Origin of the sequence: Nocardioides renjunii (assembly GCF_034661175.1) — a bacterium.
In the GTDB taxonomy this organism is placed as follows: Bacteria; Actinomycetota; Actinomycetes; order Propionibacteriales; family Nocardioidaceae; genus Nocardioides; species Nocardioides renjunii.
This window is the reverse complement of the sequence record NZ_CP141058.1, coordinates 4,105,506-4,129,545: the sequence shown is the minus strand read 5'-3', so window position 1 is coordinate 4,129,545 and position 24,040 is coordinate 4,105,506. Positions and strand designations below refer to the sequence as shown.

Annotated in this window: 23 protein-coding genes; 10 read left to right on the top strand and 13 right to left on the bottom strand. The window is 72.8% G+C overall.

Annotated features, from left to right (window positions below):
* Positions 1–2 precede the first annotated feature (2 nt).
* Positions 3–1,163, bottom strand: a complete 1,161-nt coding sequence (locus SHK17_RS19800; RefSeq protein ID WP_322920466.1) for an MFS transporter — start codon at positions 1,161–1,163, stop codon at positions 3–5.
* Positions 1,160–2,068 (bottom strand): ABC transporter substrate-binding protein, encoded by a 909-nt coding sequence (locus SHK17_RS19795; RefSeq protein ID WP_322920465.1) that lies wholly within the window; start codon positions 2,066–2,068, stop codon positions 1,160–1,162. Before SHK17_RS19795 ends, SHK17_RS19800 begins: the two co-directional genes overlap by 4 nt.
* 158 nt (positions 2,069–2,226) lie before the next feature.
* Between SHK17_RS19795 and SHK17_RS19790 the strand changes: the two genes are divergently transcribed.
* The 8 genes from SHK17_RS19790 to SHK17_RS19755 all read left to right on the top strand — a co-directional run bounded on the left by SHK17_RS19790 (position 2,227) and on the right by SHK17_RS19755 (position 11,754).
* Positions 2,227–3,039 (top strand): ABC transporter ATP-binding protein, encoded by an 813-nt coding sequence (locus SHK17_RS19790; RefSeq protein WP_322920464.1) that lies wholly within the window; start codon positions 2,227–2,229, stop codon positions 3,037–3,039.
* Positions 3,029–3,928, top strand: a complete 900-nt coding sequence (locus SHK17_RS19785; RefSeq protein ID WP_322920463.1) for an ABC transporter permease — start codon at positions 3,029–3,031, stop codon at positions 3,926–3,928. Before SHK17_RS19790 ends, SHK17_RS19785 begins: the two co-directional genes overlap by 11 nt.
* Positions 3,929–3,941: 13 nt before the next feature.
* Positions 3,942–5,012, top strand: coding sequence for an ABC transporter substrate-binding protein (locus SHK17_RS19780; protein WP_322423470.1), 1,071 nt, complete (start codon positions 3,942–3,944; stop codon positions 5,010–5,012).
* A gap of 123 nt (positions 5,013–5,135) precedes the next feature.
* Positions 5,136–6,293 carry an alpha/beta hydrolase family protein gene (locus SHK17_RS19775; RefSeq protein WP_322920462.1) on the top strand — a complete coding sequence of 386 codons (1,158 nt, stop codon included), beginning with the start codon at positions 5,136–5,138 and terminating at the stop codon, positions 6,291–6,293.
* 3 nt (positions 6,294–6,296) lie between these two features.
* On the top strand, positions 6,297–7,259 hold the full coding sequence (locus SHK17_RS19770; protein ID WP_322920461.1) for an NAD(P)-dependent oxidoreductase: 963 nt from the start codon (positions 6,297–6,299) through the stop codon (positions 7,257–7,259).
* A 2-nt stretch (positions 7,260–7,261) separates the two neighbouring features.
* Entirely contained in the window at positions 7,262–8,509 is a 1,248-nt protein-coding gene (locus SHK17_RS19765; protein WP_172267631.1) for a M24 family metallopeptidase, read from the top strand.
* A 47-nt stretch (positions 8,510–8,556) separates the two neighbouring features.
* On the top strand, positions 8,557–10,017 hold the full coding sequence (locus SHK17_RS19760; RefSeq protein ID WP_322423467.1) for an NAD-dependent succinate-semialdehyde dehydrogenase: 1,461 nt from the start codon (positions 8,557–8,559) through the stop codon (positions 10,015–10,017).
* A 27-nt stretch (positions 10,018–10,044) separates the two neighbouring features.
* Positions 10,045–11,754 carry a DEAD/DEAH box helicase gene (locus SHK17_RS19755; RefSeq protein WP_322920460.1) on the top strand — a complete coding sequence of 570 codons (1,710 nt, stop codon included), beginning with the start codon at positions 10,045–10,047 and terminating at the stop codon, positions 11,752–11,754.
* 6 nt (positions 11,755–11,760) lie between these two features.
* Here the strand turns inward: SHK17_RS19755 and SHK17_RS19750 are convergent, their stop codons facing one another.
* Positions 11,761–12,255 (bottom strand): hypothetical protein, encoded by a 495-nt coding sequence (locus tag SHK17_RS19750; protein WP_322920459.1) that lies wholly within the window; start codon positions 12,253–12,255, stop codon positions 11,761–11,763.
* A 131-nt stretch (positions 12,256–12,386) separates the two neighbouring features.
* Here SHK17_RS19750 and SHK17_RS19745 point away from each other — a divergent pair, with 131 nt between their 5' ends.
* Positions 12,387–12,905 carry a GNAT family N-acetyltransferase gene (locus SHK17_RS19745; RefSeq protein ID WP_322920458.1) on the top strand — a complete coding sequence of 173 codons (519 nt, stop codon included), beginning with the start codon at positions 12,387–12,389 and terminating at the stop codon, positions 12,903–12,905.
* Here SHK17_RS19745 and SHK17_RS19740 read toward each other — a convergent pair.
* The 10 genes from SHK17_RS19740 to SHK17_RS19695 form a co-directional block, all read right to left on the bottom strand.
* Complete coding sequence (locus SHK17_RS19740) at positions 12,902–14,335, bottom strand: hypothetical protein (protein ID WP_322920457.1); 1,434 nt, start codon at positions 14,333–14,335, stop codon at positions 12,902–12,904. The genes SHK17_RS19745 and SHK17_RS19740 overlap by 4 nt on opposite strands.
* Before the next feature lie 75 nt (positions 14,336–14,410).
* Entirely contained in the window at positions 14,411–15,136 is a 726-nt protein-coding gene (locus SHK17_RS19735; protein ID WP_322920456.1) for a fumarylacetoacetate hydrolase family protein, read from the bottom strand.
* Positions 15,133–15,564, bottom strand: coding sequence for a cupin domain-containing protein (locus tag SHK17_RS19730; protein WP_322920455.1), 432 nt, complete (start codon positions 15,562–15,564; stop codon positions 15,133–15,135). Before SHK17_RS19730 ends, SHK17_RS19735 begins: the two co-directional genes overlap by 4 nt.
* Positions 15,561–16,457, bottom strand: coding sequence for an NAD(P)-dependent oxidoreductase (locus SHK17_RS19725; RefSeq protein WP_322920454.1), 897 nt, complete (start codon positions 16,455–16,457; stop codon positions 15,561–15,563). Before SHK17_RS19725 ends, SHK17_RS19730 begins: the two co-directional genes overlap by 4 nt.
* Before the next feature lie 29 nt (positions 16,458–16,486).
* Entirely contained in the window at positions 16,487–17,410 is a 924-nt protein-coding gene (locus tag SHK17_RS19720) for an alpha/beta hydrolase family protein (RefSeq protein ID WP_322920453.1), read from the bottom strand.
* Positions 17,407–18,051 carry a carboxymuconolactone decarboxylase family protein gene (locus SHK17_RS19715; protein ID WP_172267607.1) on the bottom strand — a complete coding sequence of 215 codons (645 nt, stop codon included), beginning with the start codon at positions 18,049–18,051 and terminating at the stop codon, positions 17,407–17,409. The genes SHK17_RS19720 and SHK17_RS19715 overlap by 4 nt, the downstream gene beginning before the upstream one ends.
* A gap of 14 nt (positions 18,052–18,065) precedes the next feature.
* A complete protein-coding gene (locus SHK17_RS19710) occupies positions 18,066–20,099 on the bottom strand; it encodes a xanthine dehydrogenase family protein molybdopterin-binding subunit (protein ID WP_322920452.1) in 2,034 nt (677 codons plus the stop codon).
* Positions 20,096–20,557, bottom strand: a complete 462-nt coding sequence (locus SHK17_RS19705) for a (2Fe-2S)-binding protein (RefSeq protein ID WP_322423457.1) — start codon at positions 20,555–20,557, stop codon at positions 20,096–20,098. Before SHK17_RS19705 ends, SHK17_RS19710 begins: the two co-directional genes overlap by 4 nt.
* On the bottom strand, positions 20,554–21,219 hold the full coding sequence (locus SHK17_RS19700) for a GntR family transcriptional regulator (protein WP_322920451.1): 666 nt from the start codon (positions 21,217–21,219) through the stop codon (positions 20,554–20,556). The genes SHK17_RS19705 and SHK17_RS19700 overlap by 4 nt, the downstream gene beginning before the upstream one ends.
* Positions 21,216–21,722, bottom strand: a complete 507-nt coding sequence (locus SHK17_RS19695) for a VOC family protein (RefSeq protein ID WP_172267595.1) — start codon at positions 21,720–21,722, stop codon at positions 21,216–21,218. Before SHK17_RS19695 ends, SHK17_RS19700 begins: the two co-directional genes overlap by 4 nt.
* Positions 21,723–21,859: 137 nt before the next feature.
* On the opposite strand from SHK17_RS19695, the gene SHK17_RS19690 reads away from it, so the two are divergent.
* The gene (locus tag SHK17_RS19690; protein WP_322920450.1) at positions 21,860–24,040 is read left to right on the top strand and encodes an alpha-ketoacid dehydrogenase subunit alpha/beta; all 2,181 of its coding nucleotides are present in this window, start codon (positions 21,860–21,862) and stop codon (positions 24,038–24,040) included.

Genomic DNA, 24,040 nt, shown 5'->3' with positions numbered 1-24,040 from the left:
TCCTAGGGTTCCTGCTGCTCGACGGGCCGGTGCCATCTCCTGCGGGCCGCCCAGGCGCCGATCCCGAGGGGCACGGCGAGGGCCGCGTAGGCGCCGTAGACGACCGCGAAGCGGCCCTCGTCCGCGAGGCCCGCCACGACGATCGCCCCGATGGCGCTGCCGACGAAGAGCGCTGCGGCGAAGAACGACACCACCACCGCGCGCGACTGCGGCAGCACCTCGGTGGCCCAGGTCTGGAGCGAGGAGTGCATCGCCGGCCAGGCGATGCCGAGCAGCACCGCCACGACGACCGCCACCGCGGGTCGCTGGGAGACCGCGAGGAGGCCGGTGGCGAGGGCGGCACACGCCGCGCCGAGCAGGATCAGCCGGGCCGGGTGCCACGCCAGCGAGAGCCGCCCCACCGACGACGAGCCGAGGAGGACGGCGAGCCCGTAGACCCCCGTCACCGCCCCGGCCACGGTGGTGGAGGCGCCGGAGCTCTCGACGGCCGTGGGCAGCAGGGTCAGCGCGCCGAGCAGCACGACGCCCTCGACGAAGGCGAAGAGCAGCACCAGCAGCGTCACCCGCGAGCGCGCGATCGTGGCCACGGAGGCTCGCGCGGTGGTGCGGGCGGCGGCGCCGGCCGGCTCGGGCAGCCGGGCCAGGAGCACCGCCAGCACCAGCGCCGCGCTGCCGGTGATGACGAAGGGGAGCCGCCAGGTGGCGACGTCCGCGAGGAGCCCGGCGCCGGCGGAGGCCGCTGCCGTGCCGACGGCGACGCCGACCATGAGACCGGTGATGGCCTGCTGGCGTCGCGCCGGCGCCACCGTGTCACCCAGGTAGATCAGCGCGGACGGGTACGCCGCACCGAAGAACCCGCCGGCCAGCCCGCGGAGGATGCCCAGCACCAGCACCGTCGGGCTCAGCGCGGAGACGAGGCTCAGCGCGCCGGCAATGACGAGGCTCGTGCGCAGCACCCGGACGCGGCCGTAGCGGTCGGAGGCGAAGCCCCACAGCGGCTGCCCGAGCCCGTAGACGAGGAAGTACGCCCCCGCGGCGGTGACGACCTGCGTGAGCGGGACGTCGAGGCTCGCTGCGATCGCGACCAGCATCGGCGGCATCGCGAACCGGTCCAGCGTGCTGACCAGCGTGGTGGCCTGCAGCAGGCGCAGCTGTGCCCTCACCCGTGCCGACTCACCAGGCCGGAGTCAGCCTCGAGGGCGGCGTCCAGCACGTCGCCGCCGTCGTCCGAGGGGGTGGGCAGGTACGTCGTGCGCAACCGGACGAGCGTCACGAGGCTCCCGTGGTCGACGTCGCCGTCGGGGACCAGGCCGTCACGGGGATCGCGCAGCCGGGCGAGGTAGCGCCGGGCGAGGTCGTCGTCGAGGTCGAGCCGTCGCGCCGCCGACTCCGTCACCTCGTCGTCGAGCCCGCCCGAGACGATCTCGCGAGCCGTCTCGAGGAGCGCGTCGGCGAGCAGGCGCGCCTCCTCGGTGCGAGCCGTGCCGGCCACGGCGACGACCGTCCCGAGGTAGGGCGAGAGCTGCTCCGCACCGGAGGCCAGCCGCACGCACCCGTGCTGCTCGGCGACCAGCTCGTTGCCGGCGTTGAGCATCGTCGCCGTGCAGCTGCCGGCCAACAGCGCCTCCAGGCGTCGCGGGGTGGAGCCGAGCTGGACGAGCTCGTACTGGTCGCGCGCGACGCCGAGCGAGTCGGCCAGCGCGTAGAGGGCGAGCGCGAACCCGGAGGTGGCGACGTCGACGCCGACGCGGGCGCCGACCAGGTCCGCCGCCGTCGTGCCCGGCCGGCCGTAGAGACCGAGCCCCATCCCGCGGTCGACGGCCGCGACGATCCGGACGTCCGCGACCTCGCCCAGCGGGTTGAGGGGGTTGAACCGGTAGGCCAGGACGTTGTCCGGGCTGGTGAGGGCGACGTCGAGCTCCTCGTCGATCAGCGAGCGGAACTGTGCCGGCGACGATGTCACCGGGACCTCCTCGACCTCGAGGCCGCGCTCCCGGAGCCGGCCGGCGCGGTCGGCCACGTCGAGCAGGACCGACGGGGTGAAGGAACCGATGACGATGCGTGGCACCGGCGCACCATAGCCGATGACGCAGTCGTTTGCGGCGCGTCGTGGACGCGAGACGAGACCGCCTCAGCGTGGCATGGCGCCCATGCGGCATGTGACGCTTGACACAGTGGTGGACTGCGGGATAGAAAGCGCGCAATCGATTGCTGCGCGGAGGTCCCATGAGTCAGGAGCTGGTGACCCGCCGCGGCACGATCGCGGTGCATGACGTGATCAAGCGCTTCGACGGCGGCGTCCTCGCGGTCGACCGCGTGAGCCTCGACGTCCGGCCGGGCGAGTTCGTCTCGCTCATCGGCCCCAGCGGCTGCGGCAAGTCCACGCTGCTCCGCCTGATGGCCGGGCTGCTGCCGCTGACCGAGGGGCGGATCGAGATCAACGGCACCGAGGTGACCGATGCGCGCCAGGACGTCGCCCTGATGTTCCAGAAGCCCACCCTCCTGCCATGGCGCACGACGCTGCAGAACGCGATGCTGCCGGCGGCCCTGCAGGGGAAGGCGGACCGGGCCGCCGAGGACCGGGCGATGCAGCTGCTGGACCTCGTCGGGCTCGCCGGCTTCGAGCACACCTACCCGCGCCACCTCTCGGGAGGCATGCAGCAGCGCGTCGCCCTCGCCCGGCTGCTGATGGTCGGTGCGGAGGTGCTCCTGCTCGACGAGCCGTTCGCGGCGGTCGACCAGATCACGCGCGAACGACTCAACCTGGAGCTGCTCAAGATCCACGAGCGCACCGCGGCCACGTCCGTGCTGGTCACCCACAACCTCACCGAGGCGCTCCTCCTCGCCGACCGGGTGGTCGTGATGAGCCCGCGCCCGGGTCGGATCTCGGACGTCATCGACGTCCCGTTCGCACGGCCCCGGGTCGCCGAGATGGCGATGGAGCCGGAGTTCCAGGAGCTCGTGCTGCGTGCCCACGCGGGCCTGCACGGGCCGGGGAGCAGCGACGTCGCCACCAAGGAGGACGCTCGTGGCGTCTAGGTTCGTGCCCAGCGTGCGGCGCATCCGCCAAGAGGTCACGCCCCCGCTCATCTTCCTCGTCTTCCTCGTCCTGCTCTGGAAGCTGGCGCTGTGGAACGAGTGGGTGTCGGACACCGTGATCCCGCACCCGGAGGACGTCGTCGTGTCGTTCTTCGAGCTCGTCTTCAGCGACATCATCTGGGACGACACCCTGGCCACGCTGTGGGAGACCGTGGCCGGGTTCCTCCTCGGCGCCCTGATCGCGCTGTCGCTCGCGGTGCCCTCCGGCCTCTGGCCGACGATGCGCCGGATGCTGCACCCCTACGCGATCGGTCTCCAGGTCACCCCGCGCATCGCGGTCGCGCCGATCATCATCGCCTGGGCCGGCTTCGGCTACAGCTCCAAGATCTGGATCGCGGCCATCATCGCGTTCTTCCCGATCTACGTGAACGCCCTGACTGGCATCCTCACCGTCGACGAGGAGTCGCGGGAGATGTTCCGGTCCCTCGGCGCCACCCGCTGGCAGTCGTTCAGCCGCCTCGTCGTGCCCAGCTCGCTCCCCATCATGTTCGCGGGGCTCAAGACCGCCGCCGGCCTGGCGCTCGTCGGCGCCGTCGTCGGGGAGTTCATCTCCGCGCAGCGCGGCCTCGGCGTGCTCGTCCAGCAGTTCAGCTACCAGCTCGCCGTGGACGACGCGTTCGCCGTCATCCTCATCCTGATGCTGATGGGCCTGCTGCTCTTCGCGGTCATGGAGTGGCTGGAGCGGGTGACGGTCTTCTGGCTGCACGACGCGCGGCTGGTGGCGCGCACCCGACGGCTCCAGGCCAGGGCGCAGAACCGCCGGCCCTCCCCGTCCGCCCCGTCCGACCCGACGGCCACGCCTGCCGAGACAGCCGGTCTCGTCCGATAGAGGAGGAACCTCCATGCGCACTTCCAACAGACGGGCGTGGGTGCCCCTCGTGGTGACCGGTGCCCTCCTCCTCGCCGCGGGCTGCGGCGGCGACGACGACTCGGGCGGCGACGACGCCATGAAGATCACCTACTCGCTGCCGACGCCCGAGAGCCTGCTCTTCTACCCACCGATCGTGGCCGAGGAGCTGGGCTTCTTCGAGCAGGAGGGCGTCGAGGCGGAGTTCGTGACCGCGGGCGAGGAGATCCCGAGCACTGCGCTGGTCGAGAACGGCGACGTCGACATCGCCATGGCTGACATCGACGAGCTGGTGATCTCGCACGCCCAGGGCGGCACGCAGCAGGTGCCCTTCAGCCCCCAGCACAGCAACACCGCCGGCACGGTCGTGCCCGAGGACAGCCCGATCCAGGACTTCTCCGAGCTGGCGGGCCAGACGGTGGGACTCGCCTCGGAGGAGGACACCGCACAGGTCGAGGCGCAGCTGCTGGCGGCCGGACTGTCCGGGGACGACATCGAGACGATCGTCGTCGGGACGAGCGGTGGCCTCATCAAGCAGACCTTCGACGAGGGGGAGATCGACGCCTACGTCGGAGCGCGGTCGGACTTCACCGCGATCGAGGCGACCGGCACGCCGCTGCGCAACATCACCCCGGAGGACGTCCAGGCGATCGACGGCAACCCCGTCGCCGTCATGCCGGAGACGCTCGAGTCCAAGCGCGACGCGCTCGTGGGCTTCTTCCGCGCCTGGGCGATGGGGCAGTACGTCGGGCTGGAGCACCCGGACGTCGTCGAGCAGATCGTGCGCGACCAGGTCCCGGCCGAGTGGCGCAACGAGGCGGTCGCGGAGGCGGCGCTCGAGGGCTCGATCGAGCTCATGCAGCCCGACGACCCCGAGCGCATCGGGGACGTCCGCCCGGAGGTCTGGACGACCGCGCAGGACCTGCTCGCCAGCGTCGGCATCATCGAGGAGAAGGCCGACATCGCGGACATCCTCGACGACTCGTTGATCGAGGAGATCAACGACTTCGACCGCGCCGAGGTCGACGCCGCGGTCGAGGAGTGGCAGCAGGAGAACGGCGGGTAGGTCGCGGGGTCCGTGCAGTCGATTGCACCGGCCCGGCGCACCGTGGTCGGCGGCTTGACACACCGCCGCGGACCGACAATGCTGCAGTCGATTGCAGTGACGTCGCACGAGGACCGGAGAGACATGGACGAGCTGGTGCGCTCCGCCATCGCCCACTGGGGCCCGCGCTTCACGACCAACGGCGTCACGGCTGCCGACTTCGCCCGGATCACCGCGGGCATCGAGCGGTGGGACGACTGGTGTCGCGTGTGGTCGGCCGAGGGCGCCACGTACGAGTCCCTCGGGCGCGAGGCGCTGGCCGAGGGAAGGTCCCGCTCGGCCGGCGAGCACCTCGCCCGCGCCGCGGTCCACCACCACTTCGCGAAGTTCGTCTTCGTCGCCGACCCCGAGCAGATGCGGGCCGCGCACGCCCGGGCGGTCTCGTGCCTCACCGACGCCCTGCCCCACCTCGACCCACCCGGACGGCGCCTGGAGATCGCGTTCGAGGGCTCGCACCTGGTGGCCGTCGTACGGGTCCCGCGCGGCGAGGGCCCGCACCCCGTCGTGCTGATGCTGCCGGGCCTGGACTCGGCCAAGGAGGAGCTCGGCTCGACCGAGCAGACGTTCCTCGACCGCGGGATGGCGACCGTCACGCTCGACGGCCCCGGCCAGGGCGAGGCGGAGTACGCGCTGCCCCTGCGTGGCGACTGGGCCCCGGTGGCCGAGGTGGCCTGGGAGGCGATCGGCACCCAGCCCGACCTCGACCGCGACCGCCTCGCGGTGTGGGGCGTCAGCCTGGGCGGCTACTACGCTCCCCGGGTCGCCGCGGCCCTGGGCGACCGGGTCAGCGCCTGCGTCTCCCTCGCCGGCCCCTTCAACTTCGGCGAGCACTGGTCGTCCCTGCCCCAGCTCACCCGCGACACGTTGCGGGTCCGCTCCGGGTCCGTCGACGACGAGGAGGCACGGCGGCGCGCGCTCGAGCTCGACCTGTCGGAGGCGGCCGCCCACCTCGTCGCGCCGCTGCTGATCGTGTTCGGCCGGCAGGACCGGCTGATCCCCTGGGAGGACGCCGTCCGGATGCGCGACGCCGTCGCCGGGCCGGTCACCCTCCTCCTGCTCGAGGACGGCAACCACGGCTGCGCCAACGTCGCGCCGCAGCACCGACCCACGACCGCCGACTGGCTGGCCGCCCGCCTGCTCGGCGCACCCGAGCCCCGCATCGCGTCGTACACCGCTGGTGCCACCACCGATCCCACCGCTGACCTCACCACCGACCTCACCGCTGCAACGAAGGCAGGCTGACTGATGAACACCACCGACGCCCACACGCCCGGATCCCTGCGGGTCGGCTGGATCGGCGCGGGCCGCATGGGTGCCGCCATGGCCTCCCGCCTGGCGCGGGCCGGCGAGGACGTCACTGTCTGGAACCGCACCCGGGCCAAGGCCGAGGCGCTCACCGAGCACGGCTGCGCGGTCGCCGACACGATCGCGGACCTCCGCGGCCTCGACGTGGTCTTCACCATGGTCTCGACGCCGGCCGACCTCGAGCAGGTGCTCACCGGCCCGGACGGCCTGCTGGCCGACCCGGACCGGGTGCCGGGGTGCGTCGTCGACTGCTCCACGGTCTCGACCGAGTCGTCGGCCGCGATGCGCGCCGCCTGCGACGAGCGCGGCGTCGCCTTCCTCGCCTCGCCGGTGAGCGGCAACGGCAAGGTGGTGCGCGCCGGCGGCCTGAGCCTGGTGGTGTCCGGCCCCGAGGAGACCTACGAGCGCGTCGCCCCGCTGCTCGACCACCTCGGCAAGGGCGCGACGTACGTCGGCGAGGGCGAGCTGGCCAGGCTGGCGAAGATCTGCCACAACGTGATGCTCGGCGTCGTCACCCAGAACCTCGCCGAGATCACCGTGCTCGCCGAGAAGGGCGGCATGTCGCGGTCCGCGTTCCTCGAGTTCCTCAACAAGTCGGTGATGGGCTCGGTCTTCACGACCTACAAGAGCCCGGCGTTCGTCCACCTCGACTACACGCCGACCTTCACGCCGATCCTGCTGCGCAAGGACTTCGACCTCTGCTTCGCCGCCGCCCACGAGCTCGACGTGCCGATGCCGGTCGCCGCCGCCGCGTCCGCCGCCGTGCAGGGCACCGTCAGCAGCGGGAGGGTCGAGGAGGACTTCGCCATCCTGCTCGACCAGCAGGCGATGCTCTCCGGGTTGACGTTGAAGCCCGAGGACGCCTTCGTCGACGACGGCCTCTCCGCAGCGGACGAGGCCTGAGGATGAGCACGGGGGCGCGCCCGCTGTCGGCGCCGGGGCACATGGGCGTCGACTACGAGGAGCGCGTCGACTTCGACCGGCTCCGGAGGTATCGCATCGCGCGGGCGCGCGAGGCCCTCGACACGAGCGAGTGCGGGGCGTTCCTGCTCTTCGACTTCTACAACATCCGCTACACCACGCAGACGTGGATCGGTGGTGCGCTCGGCGACAAGATGATCCGCTACGCACTGCTGGCCCGCGGCAAGGACCCAGTCCTGTGGGACTTCGGGTCCGCGGTCAAGCACCACAAGATCTACTCGCAGTGGGTGCCGGAGGAGAACTACCGCGCCGGCTTCCTCGGGTTCCGGGGGGCCGTCGCGCCGTCCGTCGGGCTGATGGTCGACGCGGTCGCCGAGATCAAGTCGCTGCTGGTCGAGGCCGGCGTGGCCGACATGCCGGTCGGCATGGACATCGTCGAGCCGCCGTTCCTCTTCGAGATGCAGCGGCAGGGCCTCACGGTCGTCGACGCGCAGCAGCTGATGCTCGACGCCCGCTGCATCAAGAGCGGCGACGAGATCATGCTGCTCAACCAGGCGGCCGCGATGGTCGACGGCGTCTACCAGGACATCACCGAGGCGCTGAAGCCCGGCGTGCGTGAGAACGAGATCGTCGCGCTCGCCAACAAGCGGCTCTACGAGATGGGCTCCGACCAGGTCGAGGCGGTCAACGCCATCTCCGGCGAGCGGTGCAACCCGCACCCCCACAACTTCACCGACCGGCTGGTCCGGCCAGGCGACCAGGCGTTCTTCGACATCATCCACTCCTTCAACGGCTACCGCACCTGCTACTACCGCACCTTCGCCGTGGGCAGCTCGACGCCGGCCCAGCGCGACGCGTACGCCCGCGCGCGGGAGTGGATGGACCGCGGCATCGACGGCATCGCGGCCGGCGTCGGCACGGACGAGGTCGCCGCGCTGCTGCCGAAGGCGGAGGAGTTCGGCTTCGGCAGCGAGATGGAGGCCTTCGGCCTGCAGTTCGCCCACGGCCTCGGGCTCGGCCTCCACGAGCGCCCGATCATCTCGCGGCTCAACTCGATGAAGGAGCCGGTCGAGCTCCGGGTCGGCATGGTCTTCGCGCTCGAGACCTACTGCCCCGCCTCCGACGGCTTCTCCGCGGCCCGGATCGAGGAGGAGGTCGTCATCACCGAGGACGGCCCCCGCATCCTCACGCTGTTCCCGGCGCAGGAGCTCTTCGTCACCAACCCCTACTGATCCTCTCCAGCCGATCCTGCCCAGCCGATCCTCCGAAAGGCCCCCTCGTGGCTGACTTCTCGCTCTCCTCCGTCCCCGACCTGCCGCTCGACCTCTGGGTGGGCGGCGTCGAGCGCGCCGCCTCCGACGGCGGCCGCTTCGACGTCCTCGACCCCGCGACGGGGAAGGTCGTCGCGTCGGTGGCCAACGGCACGGTCGACGACGCGATGGCGTGCGTGGAGGCGGCCGACGCGGCTGCCGCGTCGTGGGCCGCGACCGCGCCGCGCGAGCGAGCCGAGATCCTCCGCAGGGCGTTCGAGCTGATGACCGAGCGCGCCGACGAGATCGCCCACCTGATCTCGCTGGAGAACGGCAAGGCGCTGCCCGACGCGCGCGGCGAGACGGCGTACGCCGCCGAGTTCTTCCGCTGGTACGCCGAGGAGGCGGTGCGCGCCTCGGGCACCGTGATGACCGCCCCGTCGGGCGCCAACCGGATCCTGGTGCTGCAGCAGCCCGTCGGCATCGCCGTGCTGGTGACCCCGTGGAACTTCCCGGCCGCGATGGCGACGCGCAAGATCGGGCCGGCACTGGCCGCCGGGTGCACGGTGATCCTCAAGCCCGCCTCGGACACGCCCCTCACGGCCCTGCTGATGGCGAAGGTCCTCGCCGACGCCGGGGTGCCGGAGGGCGTGGTGTCGGTGCTGCCGGCGCGGCGCTCGGGCGCCGTCGTCTCGGCGATGGTGCACGACCCGCGAGTGCGCAAGCTGTCCTTCACCGGCTCAACCGAGGTGGGCCGGGTGCTGCTCAAGGAGGCGGCCGACCAGGTCGTGAACTGCTCGATGGAGCTCGGCGGCAACGCGCCGTTCCTGGTCTTCGAGGACGCCGACCTGGACGCCGCGATCGACGGAGCGATGATCGCCAAGATGCGCAACGCCGGCGAGGCCTGCACCGCGGCCAACCGGTTCTACGTCCACGCCGACGTCGCCGAGGAGTTCAGCAGCCGCCTCGCCGAGCGGATGAGGGCCCTCACCGTCGGTCCGGGCACAGCCGACGACACCCAGGTCGGACCGCTGGTCAACGAGGAGTCGGCCGCCAAGGTCGACGAGCTCGTCAGGGGCGCCGTGTCGGCGGGAGCGCGCGTCGTGCTCGGGGGCGAGCGCCCCGACCGCGAGGGCTTCTACTACTCACCGACCGTCCTGCTCGACGTCCCCCGCGGCGCGGACATCCTGGGCGAGGAGATCTTCGGCCCGGTCGCCCCGGTGCTGACCTTCACCGACGAGGACGACGCGATCGCGATGGCCAACGACACGGAGTACGGCCTGGTCTCCTACGTCTACACCCGCGACCTGGCCCGCGGCCTCCGCGTCAGCGAGCGCCTCGACGCCGGCATGGTTGGGCTCAACCGCGGCCTCGTCTCCGACCCCGCCGCGCCGTTCGGCGGCACGAAGCAGTCCGGGATCGGTCGGGAGGGCGGGCACGAGGGGATGCTCGACTACATGGAGAGCAAGTACGTCGCCGTGAGCTGGTGAGGGCGACGGGCCCGGTAGCGTCCGGGCGTGGCCAGTCGTCGACGTTCCGGTGCCCGTCGACGCACCGCCTCCGCGCCGGCCCCGCCGCCGACCGCCGGGCCGGGTGAGCGCATCTGGGTGCTCGACGTCCCCTTCGGGACACAGGTCGACGGCGCCACCTGGCACCCGGCCGTCAGGACCCACCTCCACGTCGGCCGCACCCTGCCCGAGCACCTGGCGCCGTACGCCCCGGGGCCGCACACCCTCGGGCGGTTCATCGAGAACCACCTCAACCCCGACCACCCCGCGCCCGTCCCCGAGCCGGCCGAGGAGCTCGAGCCCCGGCGGATCCAGTTCGAGGCGGCCGACGCGATCGCGGCACGCGCCCTGGCGGGCGGACGGCAGTTCCTGCTCGCCGACGAGCCGGGCGTGGGCAAGACGATCGCCGCGGTCCTCGGGGCGGTGGCGGTCGGCGACCTCCGCGGCGCGCGACGCGTGCTCGTCGTGGCCGACCGGCCCGCCGCGATCACGATCGGCCACTGGTGCCGCACGATCGCGGCGCTGGGGGACGGCGGCCTGGAGTGGGTGGTGATCACGTGGGACCGGCTGGAGAAGGTCAAGGACCACACGTGGGACGTGATCATCGCGGACGAGGCGCACGCCCTGCGGCGTACGACGACCAAGCGGTGGAAGCTGTGGGCGCGGATCTCCGGACACGGCCGGCCGCACGACGAGGCCCCGTTCGTCATCGCCACCACTGCGACGCCCGGGCACACGCCGCTCGAGCTGCCCTACCTGGCCCCGGCCTACGCACAGGCGCTGGGCGAGCCGATGAAGGCCTGGACCTCGACGACCCGACCCGGGCAGGCGTTCGCCGACGCGCTCGAGCGGCACGGCGTCGGCGTGGAGCAGGGACGCCACGGCGCCTCGTGGACCACTGACCCGGCGCGACGCGCCGCCGACCTCGAGCTCGTGCGCGGCTGGCTCGAGGACGAGCGGCCCCCGGCGATGCTGCACCGGGCAGCGCCGTGGGGGCCGGTGCCGATCTCGGGCATGCCCGTCGCGCTGACGCCGGCCGAGCGGGAGGCGTACGAGGCGGAGTGGGGCGAGTTCTGCCGGGAGATGGACCTCGCCCGGCGTGGCCGCAACGTCGCCCGGGGGCGGGCCGCCCTCCTGCGGTTCCGCCAGAAGGCCGGACTGATCCGCGTCGACTCGACGGTCGCCTGGATCACCCAGCAGGTCGAGAGCGAGCGGCAGGTCGCGTGCTCGGTCGAGTTCGTCGCGACCGCTGCCGACCCGATCGCCGACAGGCTGCGCGACTCGGGGATCCAGGTCGCCACCATCTACGGCCGCGGCCGGTTCGACCCGGAGGCTGAGCGACTGCGGTTCCAGACCGGGCAGGCGAAGGTCTGCGTCTTCACCACGGTCGCCTCGATCAGCCTGCACGCCGGCGAGACGCTCGCCGACGGCCGCCGCGCCAGCACCGAGCCGCGGGTCGGGGTCTTCCACCAGGCCCGCTTCTCGGGCATCGCCGGACGGCAGGTGACGGGTCGTACGCACCGCGACCACCAGGTCTCGCCGTGGCACATCGCCTATGCCGAGGGCACCGTGGAGGAGCAGGTCGGCAAGGTCATGGTGGAGCGGATCGCCGCGGCCTCCGACACCGTGGGCGGCGACAACAGCGGCCTCGTGGACGTCGCCGAGCTCCTCGGAGCCGACTGGCTCCCCGTCACGACCCTGACCGAGGACGGCGCCTGACGGCGGCTAGGTCCTGCCGTTCGCGCCGAGGTCCACGCAGATCTCGCCGGACACGGTCTCCGTGAAGCTCCCTGCCGGGTCCAGCAGGTCCTGCACGCCGGCGAGGGTGAGCGTGCCGGTGGCTCCCTCGAGCTTGCCGCTGGCCCCGCTGACGTCGCCCGACGCACGGAACTCGCCGGTCGTCAGGTCGAGCGTGCCGTCGAGGTCGACCGAGAGTGTCGCTCGGTTCGTGGTGAAGGTGATGTCACCGGCGAAGACGATCCCGGTCGGTGTGGCCCCGACGACCTGGAACGCAGCCTCCGTCGTGCCCTGCAGCAGGCCCCCGCCGCGGATCTGCGCCACGGTCCGGATCAGGCCGGGGGGATCGCCCGCCTGTGGAGCTGCGCCCTGGCCCGCGCCGGTCGCGGTGATCTGGTGGCACGACACCGCGGCCGTCGCCGGTCCGACCCGGACCAGCACCAGCAGGGGCAGCAGCACGGCCAGGACAGCAGTACGTCGCATGGGTTCGCCCTCCCCGACGCCAGTGGGCTCGCCCTCGCTGGCTTCATCCAACCTAGCGAGGCGGCGGGGGGTGTCAAGGGTGGTGAGCGGGTGGTCCGCTCCGGCCGACAGGTGCGTGCGAAGGTCTTCGGGTGTTGTTGCCACGACTCGATGGCCCGCGCCTGACGTTGCGCCCTGCCAGGGTCGACGACCTCGAGTTCTTCGCCGACCTGAACAGCGACGCGGAGGTGATGGCGCACGTCTCGGGTCGCGCTGCTTCCCGGTCGGACACGGTCGAGGAATGGACACGACGGTTGGGTGAGCGCTCGGATCGCGCCGCCGGTCTCGGCTACTGGGTCGGTTCGGCCGATGGCCGAGCGATCGGCTGGTGGGGACTGGGCCGCACCGAGTCCGATCCTCGTGCGGCTGAGCTCGGGTTCCGTCTCCGACGTGAGCACTGGCGCAAGGGATTCGGCGCGGAAGGCGCTCGCATGCTGCTGGCCCACGCATTCACCGACCTGGCCGTGACTCGTGTGTGGGCGGGGACCGTCACCGCGAACATCGCCTCGAGGAGAACGCTGGAGGCTGTGGGACTGGAGCAGGTCGACGAACCATCCCCGGGCGTGCTCACCTTTGAGGTGACGCGGTCCCAGTGGCGTGAGCGGGCCTAGCCCGGATACATGTCCACCCCGGCCGGAGCCTCGAGGATCATCCGGGCCTTCTCGGGGTGGATCCGGTGGGTGCCCGTGTGGTCGACGAGGAAGCCGAGCCCGTGCGGGGTCAGCCAGACGTAGCGTCCCTCGCCGCACTGGCGCGACCGGTAGCCCGCGTGGGTCTTCCAGCGGTGGTGCCGTCGGCCGAGCGGGCCGGAGTTGTGGGAGCCGGTCTGGTCCGGCGGGGGTTCTCGGCCGTCGCCGTGGTCGAACGGCGTGGGATGGTCGAGGTCGACGTTGCGGCTGGTCGACGTGGCGTAGGGCCAGTAGTCGCCGCCCGCGACGAGGTGGACCTGGTCGCGGAGCGACTCGGGGTGCTCGTAGGCGGTGTGGCGGACCCGGTCGGAGAGGTCCTTGACCGGCTGGATCCTCAGGTCCACCCGCGCGAGGAGCTCGGCGAGCCGACCGAAGGTGACCGGACCGAGTCCCTCGACTCGAGCCACCCCGTCGCGACCGTGGAGGGCGGCTTCGTGGAGGTGGACGTGGAGCACGCCCTTCGGCGCCAGGGGAGTCAGGTCGATCTCGCGCAGTGCGTCGAGGAGGTCGGCGGGGAACGCCAGGGCACGCGGCAGGACGGGCTCCGGGTCGAGCTCCGGGTCGAGCTCACCGTCCGGCGCAGCGGTGTGCTCGAGGAGGAGCGTCATCAGCTCGGCCGGACGGGCCAGCCACGCGACGGCGAGGGCGCGGAGCTCATCGGGGTGCGCCTCGGGGTGGAGCGGCTCGATGACCTCCGCGACCCGGCGGACCGTGGCCTCGACGGCAGCCGCGTCGCCGGCGTCGAGGCGGGCGATCAGCATCCTCAGGCCGAGCTCGTCCGTGCGGCCGAGGTGGACGAAGCGGCGGCGTCGCTCGGCCTCCGACCGCTCGTCGTGCAGGTCGGGGTCGGCCTCGATGACCTTGGCCTCCGCGACCTCGAGCACGCGCCCCGCGGACTCCGTGGCGATCATCCGCGACATGGCGGAGTCGACGAGGCCGACGCGGTCGGCGCCCAGGTGGCGCGACAGCTTGGCGATCCGACGCGCCACCCATGGCTCGCACTCCCCGCGACGGCACACCGCCCAGGTGAGCGGCAGGCGGTGCTGCAGGTCGAGCACGTCGGCGAGCGCGTGGCGCGACGCCATCACGCCGGTGCCGCGGGCGAGGGCGATCTCGCCGAGGCAGAAGTCCTGCACCCCGGGGGTGCCGTCTCCGCCGACCTGCACCAGCACGTTGCCCAGCCGACGGGCCGTCGCGCCGTCCGGTCCCTCGGTCGGGTCGCTCGAGTGGACGGCGGCCCACTGGGCGAGCACCTCGAGGTCACGCACCTCCGCCTGCCGGCGAGCGTGCACGGCCTCGGTCGCCAGGGCGAGCAGGCTCGTGGCATCGAGGTCGGGCAGCGCGTCGATCATGTGTTCGATTCTACCGCTCGCCACCGACACCCGGAATGCCTGTGGACGCCGGGTGGCTCGCGATCTTTGCGCAGGTCAGCGGCCTGGCGAGAGTGCCTCGGCAACCGCCGACGAGCCACCGCCGACCAGCTCCACCCCGACCTCCCCGAGCCCGGGCGCGACGACCGACCACGAGCCGCCACCGCTGACGTCGATCGGAGGCACCACCGACCCGGTGATCACCACGTCCCCGGCACCCAGGCCGGCACCGCACGCAGCCAGCGTCGCGGCGGCGGACGCCAGGATCGATCCCAGCGAGCCGGTGAGCTCGAAGGGAGTGGACGTCGACGCGACCGCGACCCCGTCTCGCAGGACGGAGAAGGACGGGTCCTCAGGGAGCAGAGGGACGACAGGACCGAGCAGGACGTGCCGGTGGTAGATGTTGCCGACCAGCACCTCCTCGATGTCCGTGGGCGCGAAGGACAGGTCGGCCAGCTCGATCGCCACCGACCACGCGGACACGGCGGCGAGCGCCTCCGACGCCGAGGCGGTCGACGCCACGGGGGAGCCGAGGTGCGCGGCCACCTCCGCCTCCAGCAACGGCTTCGTCCACCCGGACACCGGGACCGAGGAGCCGGAGACGAGCAGCCGGTCGCTCGTCAGGCACCCGACCAGCGGCCGGTCGGTACCGAGCGTGGACAACGCCGCCGGCGCTCCGAAGCCCAGCTTCCACCCGAGCGGCTCCGCCCCCGAGGCCAGCGCGGCAGCACGCCGCGCCAGCATCCGCGTCGTACCGGCCGCGATCCGCGGGTCGAGGCTCACGAGGGGTCGTCGAACTCGTCGTCCGGCCCCGGCATCCCGTAGCCCGCGGCGGCCAGCGAGCCGGCGCCGCTCCAGCCCCAGATGAGCAGCACGTCCTCGTCGCCGGTGTTGACGAACCCGTGGTAGTTGCCGCGCGGGGTGAAGATGACGTCGCCGGCCTGCGACGGCTCGCAACCGGAGTTGGTGTGGATCTCGCCGCGCCCGGACATCACGACGAGGAACTCGTCGGCGTCGGTGTGCAGGTGGCGGTCGTGGCGGGCGCCGGGCGGCAGCACCGTCCGACCGACGGTGAGGCCGTCGGAGCCGCCGCGCTCGGAGTTGATGAGGTACTGCACCCGCATGTCGACCCACCCCTCCTCCTCGCGCAGGCCCTGCTCGAGGGGGACGTCGTCGACGGTGGTGCGGAACGGGGGCTTCGGGTCGGTCACGGGATCTCCACTCCTGCGGCTCGGCGGTAGACGTCAGCGACGCTGACGAGGAAGTCACGGTCGGCGAGGTCGCTGCTGCGCGCCGCGCTGAGCATCTCGCTGGTGGCCGAGCAGGTCGGCAGCATGACGCCGAGCTTGCGGCCGAGCTCCTGGGCCAGGACGAGGTCCTTCTGCTGCAGCTCGACGTCGGCGTAGACGGTGTCGTCGTCGACCAGCAGGGGAGCGCGGTAGCCGATGACGGGTGAGGCGATCACGCTCTTGAGCGCGGCGTCGACCACCGCGGCCCGGTCGACGCCGGCCTTCTCGACCAGCGTCACCGCCTCCGCGAAGGCCGTCACCGAGACCACGAGCGACAGGTTGATCGCGACCTTGGTGAGGATGGCGTGGCCGTTGGGGCCGATGTAGGTGACCTTCGGCCCGATCGCGTGGAGCAGCGCCTCGACGTGGTCGTACGCCGACCGCTCGCCGCCGACCATGACCGACATCTGCCCGGCCGCCAGCGTGGCCGGCGAGCCCGAGACCGGGGTGTCGAGGTAGCGGGCGCCGGTCGCGGCGACCTCCTCGGCCAGCGCGACGCTGCGCTCCGGCGCGATCGTGCTGAGGTCGGCCCACACCTTGCCGGCGGCGAGGCCGGCGAGCAGGCCGTCGTCGCCGTGCGCGGCGCCCTCGACGGCCGCGGTGTTGGTGAGCATGGTGAACACGACGTCGCACTGCGCCGCGACCTCGCGGGGCGTGTCGGCCCAGCCCATGCCGGCGTCCAGCAGGTCCTGCGCCTTGCTCCGCGTGCGGTTCCAGCCGACCACGGTGTGGCCGGCGTCCATGATCCGCCGGGCGATGCCCGAGCCCATGGCGCCGAGCCCCACGAACCCCACGCGTCCAATGTCGTCGTACATGCCTCGCTCCTCTCGTGCCGGCCGGCCGGTCACCTGCTGTGCCTGTCCAGGAAGTCGACGACCACGGCGAGCGCCTCGCGCTGCACGTCGTCGACCCGTGCCACCCCTTCGGCATCCGACTCGGGGTAGATGTAGCCGTGCACGTCGTGCGACCACGACCGCCACTCGACGTCGTCGCGCTTCTCGGCGAGCAGCTCGTAGGTCAGCCGGAAGACGCCCTGCAGCTCGTCCTCGTCGCGGCCGAGCACCAGCACCGGGATGTCCACCGCGTCCAGCCGCGCCGACACCTCGTCGGGGTCGGCGATGCGGTCGCGGGCCCGGTCGGTGCTGCGGATCTCCATGCGCTCGATGTCGCGCAGGCCGCCCTCGCTCGTCACCGTCGGCACGTCGTCGAGGCGCAGGGTGAGCAGCTCGTGCGAAGCGGGCTCGGCCGCGACTCCGGCGCGCAGCAGTCCGGGGTGCTGCGACAGCAGCTTGAGGAGCATCTCGCCGGCGTGGCTCACGCCGAGGTGGAACAGCCGGTCGGCGTCGATCGCCGGGTGGATGGCGACGTGACGCAGGATCGCCACCTCGTCCTCGTACTCCAGCGGCGCGCGGTTCAGCAGCCCCATCCCCTGCCGCACGGTGCTGCGCAGCGGTCCGCCGGTCTGGTAGCCGAGCTCGACCTCGGTCCGGTAGCGGACCCACGCGCAGGCGTAGCCCGCCTCGAGCAACACGTCCGTCACGTGACGGAAGCGGTGCACGCGGTCGCGGAGCCACCCCATCCCGCCGCCGCCGTTGCCGTAGGCCACCAGCACGAACGGGTGGGGCCCGGGGCCGTCGGGCAGCCGGAGCGCGTACGGCGTGTAGAGCCCGTCGAGCGTCTCGGCGAGCAGGTAGTGCGCCGGGCTGTCCGACCCGGCGAGCGGTTCGACCAGGACGGGCGCGAGCGGGTCCCAGCTGGCGGCGCTCACCGGGTCGCGCCCGGGGCGCCGGCCGCCCAGTAGTCCTCCTTGGCCTTGGAGGCCGCCAGGGCCTCGGCGTCCTCGAAGCCGGGAGCCATCGAGGCCGACGTGCCGGCCATGTACTGGTGGTGGTCGACGTCGAGCAGCCGGATCCAGCTCTGCTGGCCGAAGGTCAGCGCGATCACGCAGCCGAGCTCCACCAGCTCGTCCTCGCTGAAGTGGGCGTGCAGCCGGTCCCACAGCCCGTCCCGGTCGTCCTCGTTCCAGGCGATTGCCTGCGCGTAGGCGAGCGCGGCCTTCTGCCGGTCGTCGAACCGGTCGGAGGACTCGAAGTTGAGCAGGTCGTCGTACTGCCCCTCCTGCAGGCCCTGCTGGCTGCCCTTGACCGAGCGCTGGTTGCCGCAGAACTCGCAGGTGACCGTGCGCGAGATGTAGACCCGGCACAGCTCCTTGACGGCGTGGTCGACGACGCCGTTGCGGAACATCGTCTCCCAGGGCTCGGCGAAGGCCCAGAACGCCGCGGGCACGTGGGCGCGGATGGCGTTGGTCTCCGGGCGCGGCGTCCCCTCGCGGGCGCTGCGGTCCATCTCGGCCTGCATGCGTGGGTCCATGTCGTCGTAGGCGACGTAGGAGATGCGGGGCGTGCTCATGGTGGCTCCTCGGGTCAGTCGGACTGGTCGATGGCGCGGACGATGGCGGCCGCGTCGAGGGGGAGGTCGCGCACGCGGACGCCGAGCGCGCGGTGGACGGCGTTCGCGATGGCGGCGGACGTGGGTCCCTGGGCCGCCTCGCCGGCGCCCGTCGAGGGCGCGTCACTGTCGACGAGGTGGACCGAGACGTCGGGCGCCTCGGAGAACCGCAGGACCGGGTACGCCTCCCAGTCGGTGCCGAGCAGGCGGCGGCGGTCGAAGGGCATCCGCTCCTTGAGCGTCCACGACGTCGCCTGGGTGGCACCGCCCTCGAGCTGGTTGCGCGCACCGTCGGGGCTGACCACGCGACCGACGTCGGCGACGACCAGCAGGCGGGTCACGACGACCTCGCTGGCGACCTCGACGTCGGCGACGACGGCGCAGTAGGCACCGCGGTCCTTGTAGCGCGCCCAGCCCAGGCCGCGACCGGTGTCCTCGGGCAGCGCCTCGTCCCATCCCGCGAGCCGCGCCGCCTCGGCCACCACGTGCCGGGCGCGCGGGTCGGTGAGGTGGTCGAGCCGGAACGAGACCGGGTCGACGCCGGCCGCGCCGGCGAGCTCGTCCATGAAGGACTCGATGGCGAAGACGTTGAGGTGGGCGCCGAGCGCGCGCATCGCCGAGGTGCGCAGCGCCGAGTCGGTCTTGCGGTGGCCGACCACCCGGCGGGCGCCGACGTCGTAGCCCGGCACCGCGTTGCGGGTCGTCCCGCCGCCCGCGGCTGACGGCGGGTCGGTCGCCGGCGGCAGCGGCACCGGCCGGGCGAGGTCGCCGCCAGCGAGCAGGCCCGGGTTGCCGGCGTAGCCCGGCCGCGCGGTGTGGCCCTGGCTCCACACGTCGTAGGACCAGCCGGTGATGCGCCGGCCGTCGAGGCAGGCGCGCACCGTCGCCGTCATCGCCGGGGCCAGCGGCCCCCACGTCAGCTCGTCGGGCCGCGTCCAGCGCAGCAGCACCGGGCGCCCGGGCACGGCCCGGGCCAGCAGCACCGCGTCGAGGGCCGCGTCGTCCGCGGCGTTGTGCCCGTAGCACCCGGCGTGCTCGACGTGCTCGATCACCACCGTCGCCGGGACGAGGTCGAGGGTGGCGGCGATCGCGTCCCGCAGGCCGTGGATCCCCTGGCTGTGCGACCAGACGTGGACGCCGTCCTCGTCCCACACGGCCATCCCGGCGCTCGGGGCGATCGAGGCGTGCACCAGGAACGGCCGGGAGTACGACGCCTCGACGACGGCAGGCGCCCCCTCGGGCCCGGCACCGGGAGCGCCCGGCTCGTCGAGCACCGGCACCTCCTCGTGCGTGCCGGAGCGGAGCCAGGCGGGCAGGTCGTCGGTGGCGGGCAGCAGGTCGCGCTCGTCCCACGCGGCCTCGCGCCGCAGCCGCTCCAGCGCCCGGTCGACGTCGGCCTCGCGCTCGCCGACCACGCCCACGAACGAGCCGTCCCGCACCAGGGCCACCCCGGTCTCGGTCCAGTCGTCCGGGAGGGACCGCAGCACGGCGCCCACCGACGGCGGGCGGAGGACGCGGCCGTGGAGCAGGCCCGCGGGCCGCAGGTCGGTGAGGAAGCGCGGCCGGCCGAGCACCTTGTCGGACAGGTCGGTGCGGGGCGCGCTCCTCCCGACCTCCAGGGCGCGACCGGGCGCGAGCGGCTCGACGGTGGTGAGGTCGAGCTCCGGGTCGAGGGCCGCGATGCGTGCGACGTACGCCTCGGTCGGGGACGGCGGGCCGGCGAGCGCGCGCACCGCCCCACCGACGTGGGCCAGCGCGGGGCCCGTCTGCAGCACCGACAGGCTGCCGGCGGTGAGCCCCTGGTCGGGCCCGAGGGCGGTGTGCGGGGCGATCACCCGCACCGCCACGAGGGGGAGCGCGAGGGCGTCCGCGGCGAGCTGGGCGAGCGCGGTGGCGATCCCCTGGCCGAGCTCGGCCTTGCCGGTCCGCACCTCCACCACCCCGTCGCGCACCGCCACCCAGCTCCCCAGCCGGGGGTTCGTGACGACGTGGGGAGGCAGGTCGGTCACGCTGACGGTCCCCGGGCTGCGAGGACCGCGTCGACGATCCGGCGGTGGGCGCCGCAGCGGCACAGGTTGCCGTCGAGCGCCTCCGCGACGCGCGCGGCGTCGGGGTGCGGCTCCTCGTCGAGGAGGGCGGCGGCCCGCACGACGATGCCGGAGATGCAGAAGCCGCACTGGGCGGCCTGGCGGGCGAGGATCTCGCGCTGGACCGGGTGGGGACCGCCGTCGTCGCCCGCGAGGCCCTCGACGGTGGTGACCGACCTGCCCTCGGCCTGCCACACCGGGGTCTGGCACGAGGGCACGACGACGTCGTCGAGCCGCACGTGGCACGCCCCGCACAGGCCCTGGCCGCACCCGAACCGGGTGCCGACGAGCCCGAGGTCGTCGCGCAGCACCGTCAGGAGCGGGGTGTCCGGGTCGCCGCCGACCTCGACGGGGGAGCCGTTGACCGCGAACGCCGTCACCCGAAGACCTCCGGGTGGTGCGAGAGCTCGATGCGCGTACGCCGGATGTGCCCGCCGAGGAAGCGCTCGCCGTCGTCGGGGTCGCGGCGCACGACGGCGTCGAGGATCAGCCGGTGCTCGGAGTTGACCACCCACATCCGGCTGCGACCGCCGAGCGCGACGTAGGCGCGTCGGTGGTGCTGGGTGGAGTTCCACAGCCGGGTCACGCTGGTCATCAGCGGGTCGAGGTGGCAGCCGGAGTAGGTGAGCATGTGGAACTCGCGGTCGAGGTCGAGGAACTTCTCGAGGTCGTCGTTGTCCTCGATGCGACGCTGCAGCTCCTCGAGCTGGGCGTGGTCGTCCGGGCCCAGCCGGGGCATGCTCTCGGCAAGGGCCAGCGGCTCGAGCCGCTCGCGCATCCGGTAGACCACGTCGACCTCGTGCTGCGACAGGCGCGGCACGCGGGCGCCCTTGCGGGCCTCGTGCTCGGTGAGGCCCTCGGCCTCGAGCATCCGCAGCGCCTCCCGCACCGGCAGCCGGCTCGCGCCGAGGCGCTCGGCGATGTCCTCCTGGCGGATCCGGTCGCCCGGCTTCAGCTCGCCGCTCAGGATCGCCTCGCGGAGGTAGGCCGCGACGCGGGTGCTGCCGATGTCGGTGCTGGGGGTCCCGCTCGTCTCGCTCATGGACGCGGATTCTCCCGGTCGAAGCGCTTGCCCTGCGGCGCCGACACCAGCTCCATCTGCATCCCCCACGGGGCGAGGAAGTAGATCCAGCGGTTGCCCTCGGCCGGGCCGCGGCTCGCGGTCGGCCCGTCGAGGACCTCGATGCCCGCCCCGCGGAGGTGGTCGACGGCGGCGTCGAGGTCGTCGACGTACAGGGCGACGTGGTGCCCGCCCACGTCGCTGTTGCGCGGCACGTGCGTGCGCTGGTCGGGGGAGGAGTAGTGGAAGACCTCGAGCAGCGTCTCGCCGCCGAGCCGGAACCATCGGTTCTCGACCATCACCGCGTCCGGGTGGACGGCCAGGTGGCGCGTCATCCAGTCGTCCCCCTCGTCGGGGTGCGAGAAGGGCCCGAGGGAGTAGAGGAACTCGCAGCCGAGGACGTCCACGAGGAACCGGTGGGCCTGCTCGAGGTCGGGCACGGTGAAGCCCAGGTGGTCGATCCGGCGCAGTCCTGGCAACGGCACGCACGGCCTCCTTGGATCCCAAACGGCTTCTGCGCCAGCAAAGCACGCAGGCCGGTGTGGTGTCCATCACTCACACCTCTGGATTTTGGATCCAAACCTGTGCCACAGTGACGGCGCGCCCGTCATGAAGGAGTGTCATGCCCCAGCACCGTCAGCTCACGCCCGCGGCCCCGTGGGTCGAGGTCGTCGTCTCCGACGAGGACTGGGACGGTGCCGACCCGGCGCTGCTGCGGACGTTCCTCGCCCAGCTGGTCTGGATCCGCGCCTTCGAGCAGCACGTCCTCGACCTCTCGGGCGCGGGGCTGATCCACGGCCCCGCCCACTCGAGCATCGGGCAGGAGGGCGGCGCCGTCGGCTCCGTGCTCGCCCTCACCAGCCGGGACTCGGTCAACGGCTCGCACCGCGGACACCACCAGTTCCTCGCCAAGGCGCTGCACCACGTCGAGCCCGACGGCATGGACCCGCTCGCGGCGCCGTCGGACGCGGTCCGCGACGTGCTGCTGCGCACCCTCGCCGAGATCGCCGGCCTCGACCGCGGCTGGAGCCACGGCCGCGGCGGCTCGATGCACCTGCAGTGGAAGGCCGCCGGCGCCATGGGCACCAACGCCATCGTCGGCGGCGGCGTCCCGCAGGCGGCCGGGTTCGCCTTCGCCCACCAGCGTGCCGGCACCGACGCGGTCTCGGTCACCTACTTCGGCGACGGCGCGGTCAACATCGGGTCCACGCTCGAGACCATGAACCTCGCCGGCGCCTGGGCGTTGCCGGTGTGCTTCTTCATCGAGAACAACCGCTATGCCGTGTCGACCTCCGTGGAGGAGGCGACCGCCGAGCCGCGGCTGTCGGCGCGCGGCCTCGGCTTCAACCTGGCGTCCTGGAAGGTCGACGGGCAGGACCCCCTCGCGGTCCACCTCGCCATGTCCGAGGCCGTCGAGCACATGCGGGCCGGCCGCGGCTCGACAGTGGTCGAGGTCGACACCTACCGCTTCTTCCACCAGAACGGCGGCTTCGCGGGCAGCGCCTTCGGCTACCGCGACAAGGAGGAGGAGAAGGAGTGGCGCCGGCGCGACCCGCTGACGATCACGTCCGCCCACCTCGAGCGGCTCGGCCTGCTCGGCGAGGGCGACGCCGACCGCGCGCTCGCCCAGGCGCGGGCCGTGATGGAGGAGATCAGCGAGGTCCTGCTCGAGCCCGTACCGGGCGGCAAGCCCGGCCAGCGCCGGATCCGTGCGGAGGAGTGGCCGGACCCCGCCTGGGTCGACGTCGGTGTCCGTGGCGACCTCAGCGAGATGGACGACGCCCGCGTCGTCCCGGCCGAGGGCCACGCGGTCCCCGTGCAGGAGATGAAGCTCGTCGAGTCCATCGCCGCCGTGCTCGGGCGCCGGATGGAGACCGACGAGGGCGTGGTCGTCATGGGTGAGGACGTGCACCGGCTCAACGGCGGCACCAACGGCGCCACCCGCGGCCTCGCGGAGCGCTTCCCCGACCGCATCCTCGGCACGCCCATCAGTGAGAACGCCTTCACGGGGTTGGCCTGCGGCGTCGCCCTCGACGGGCGGTTCACGCCGGTCGTGGAGTTCATGTACGCCGACTTCATGTGGGTGGCGGCCGACCAGCTGTTCAACCAGGTGGCGCGGGCCCGACACATGTACGGCGGAGACGGCCCCGTCCCCCTCGTCCTGCGCAGCAAGGTGGCGATGGGCACGGGCTACGGCTCCCAGCACTCGATGGACCCGGCCGGGATCCTCGCCACCTCCGCCGGCTGGCGCATCGTGGCGCCGACCACGCCCTACGACTACGTCGGGCTGATGAACACCGCGCTCCGCTGCCAGGACCCGGTCGTCGTGCTCGAGCACGTCGACCTCTACAACGCCGTCGGTCCCGGCCCGGTGGACGACCTCGACTACTGCCTGCCCGTCGGCAAGGCGGCGATCCGCCGCGAGGGCAAGGACGCCACGATCCTCACCTACCTCGGGATGGTGCCCTTCGTGCTCGAGGCCGTCGAGGAGTTCGCGGAGGTCGACGCCGAGGTCATCGACCTGCGGTGGCTCGACCGCGCCAGCATCGACTGGGACACGATCGAGGCGAGCATCACCAAGACCAACCAGGTGATGATCGCCGAGCAGGGCGCGGTCGGCACGTCGTACGGCGGGTGGCTGGCCGACGAGATCCACCGGCGCTTCTTCGACCTGCTCGACGCCCCCGTGCGCCGGGTCACCGGTGCCGAGGCCTCGCCGAGCATCAGCAAGGTGCTGGAGCGCGCGGCGATCGCCCAGAAGGACGAGGTCATCGCCGAGCTCACCGAGATCGCGAGGTACTGA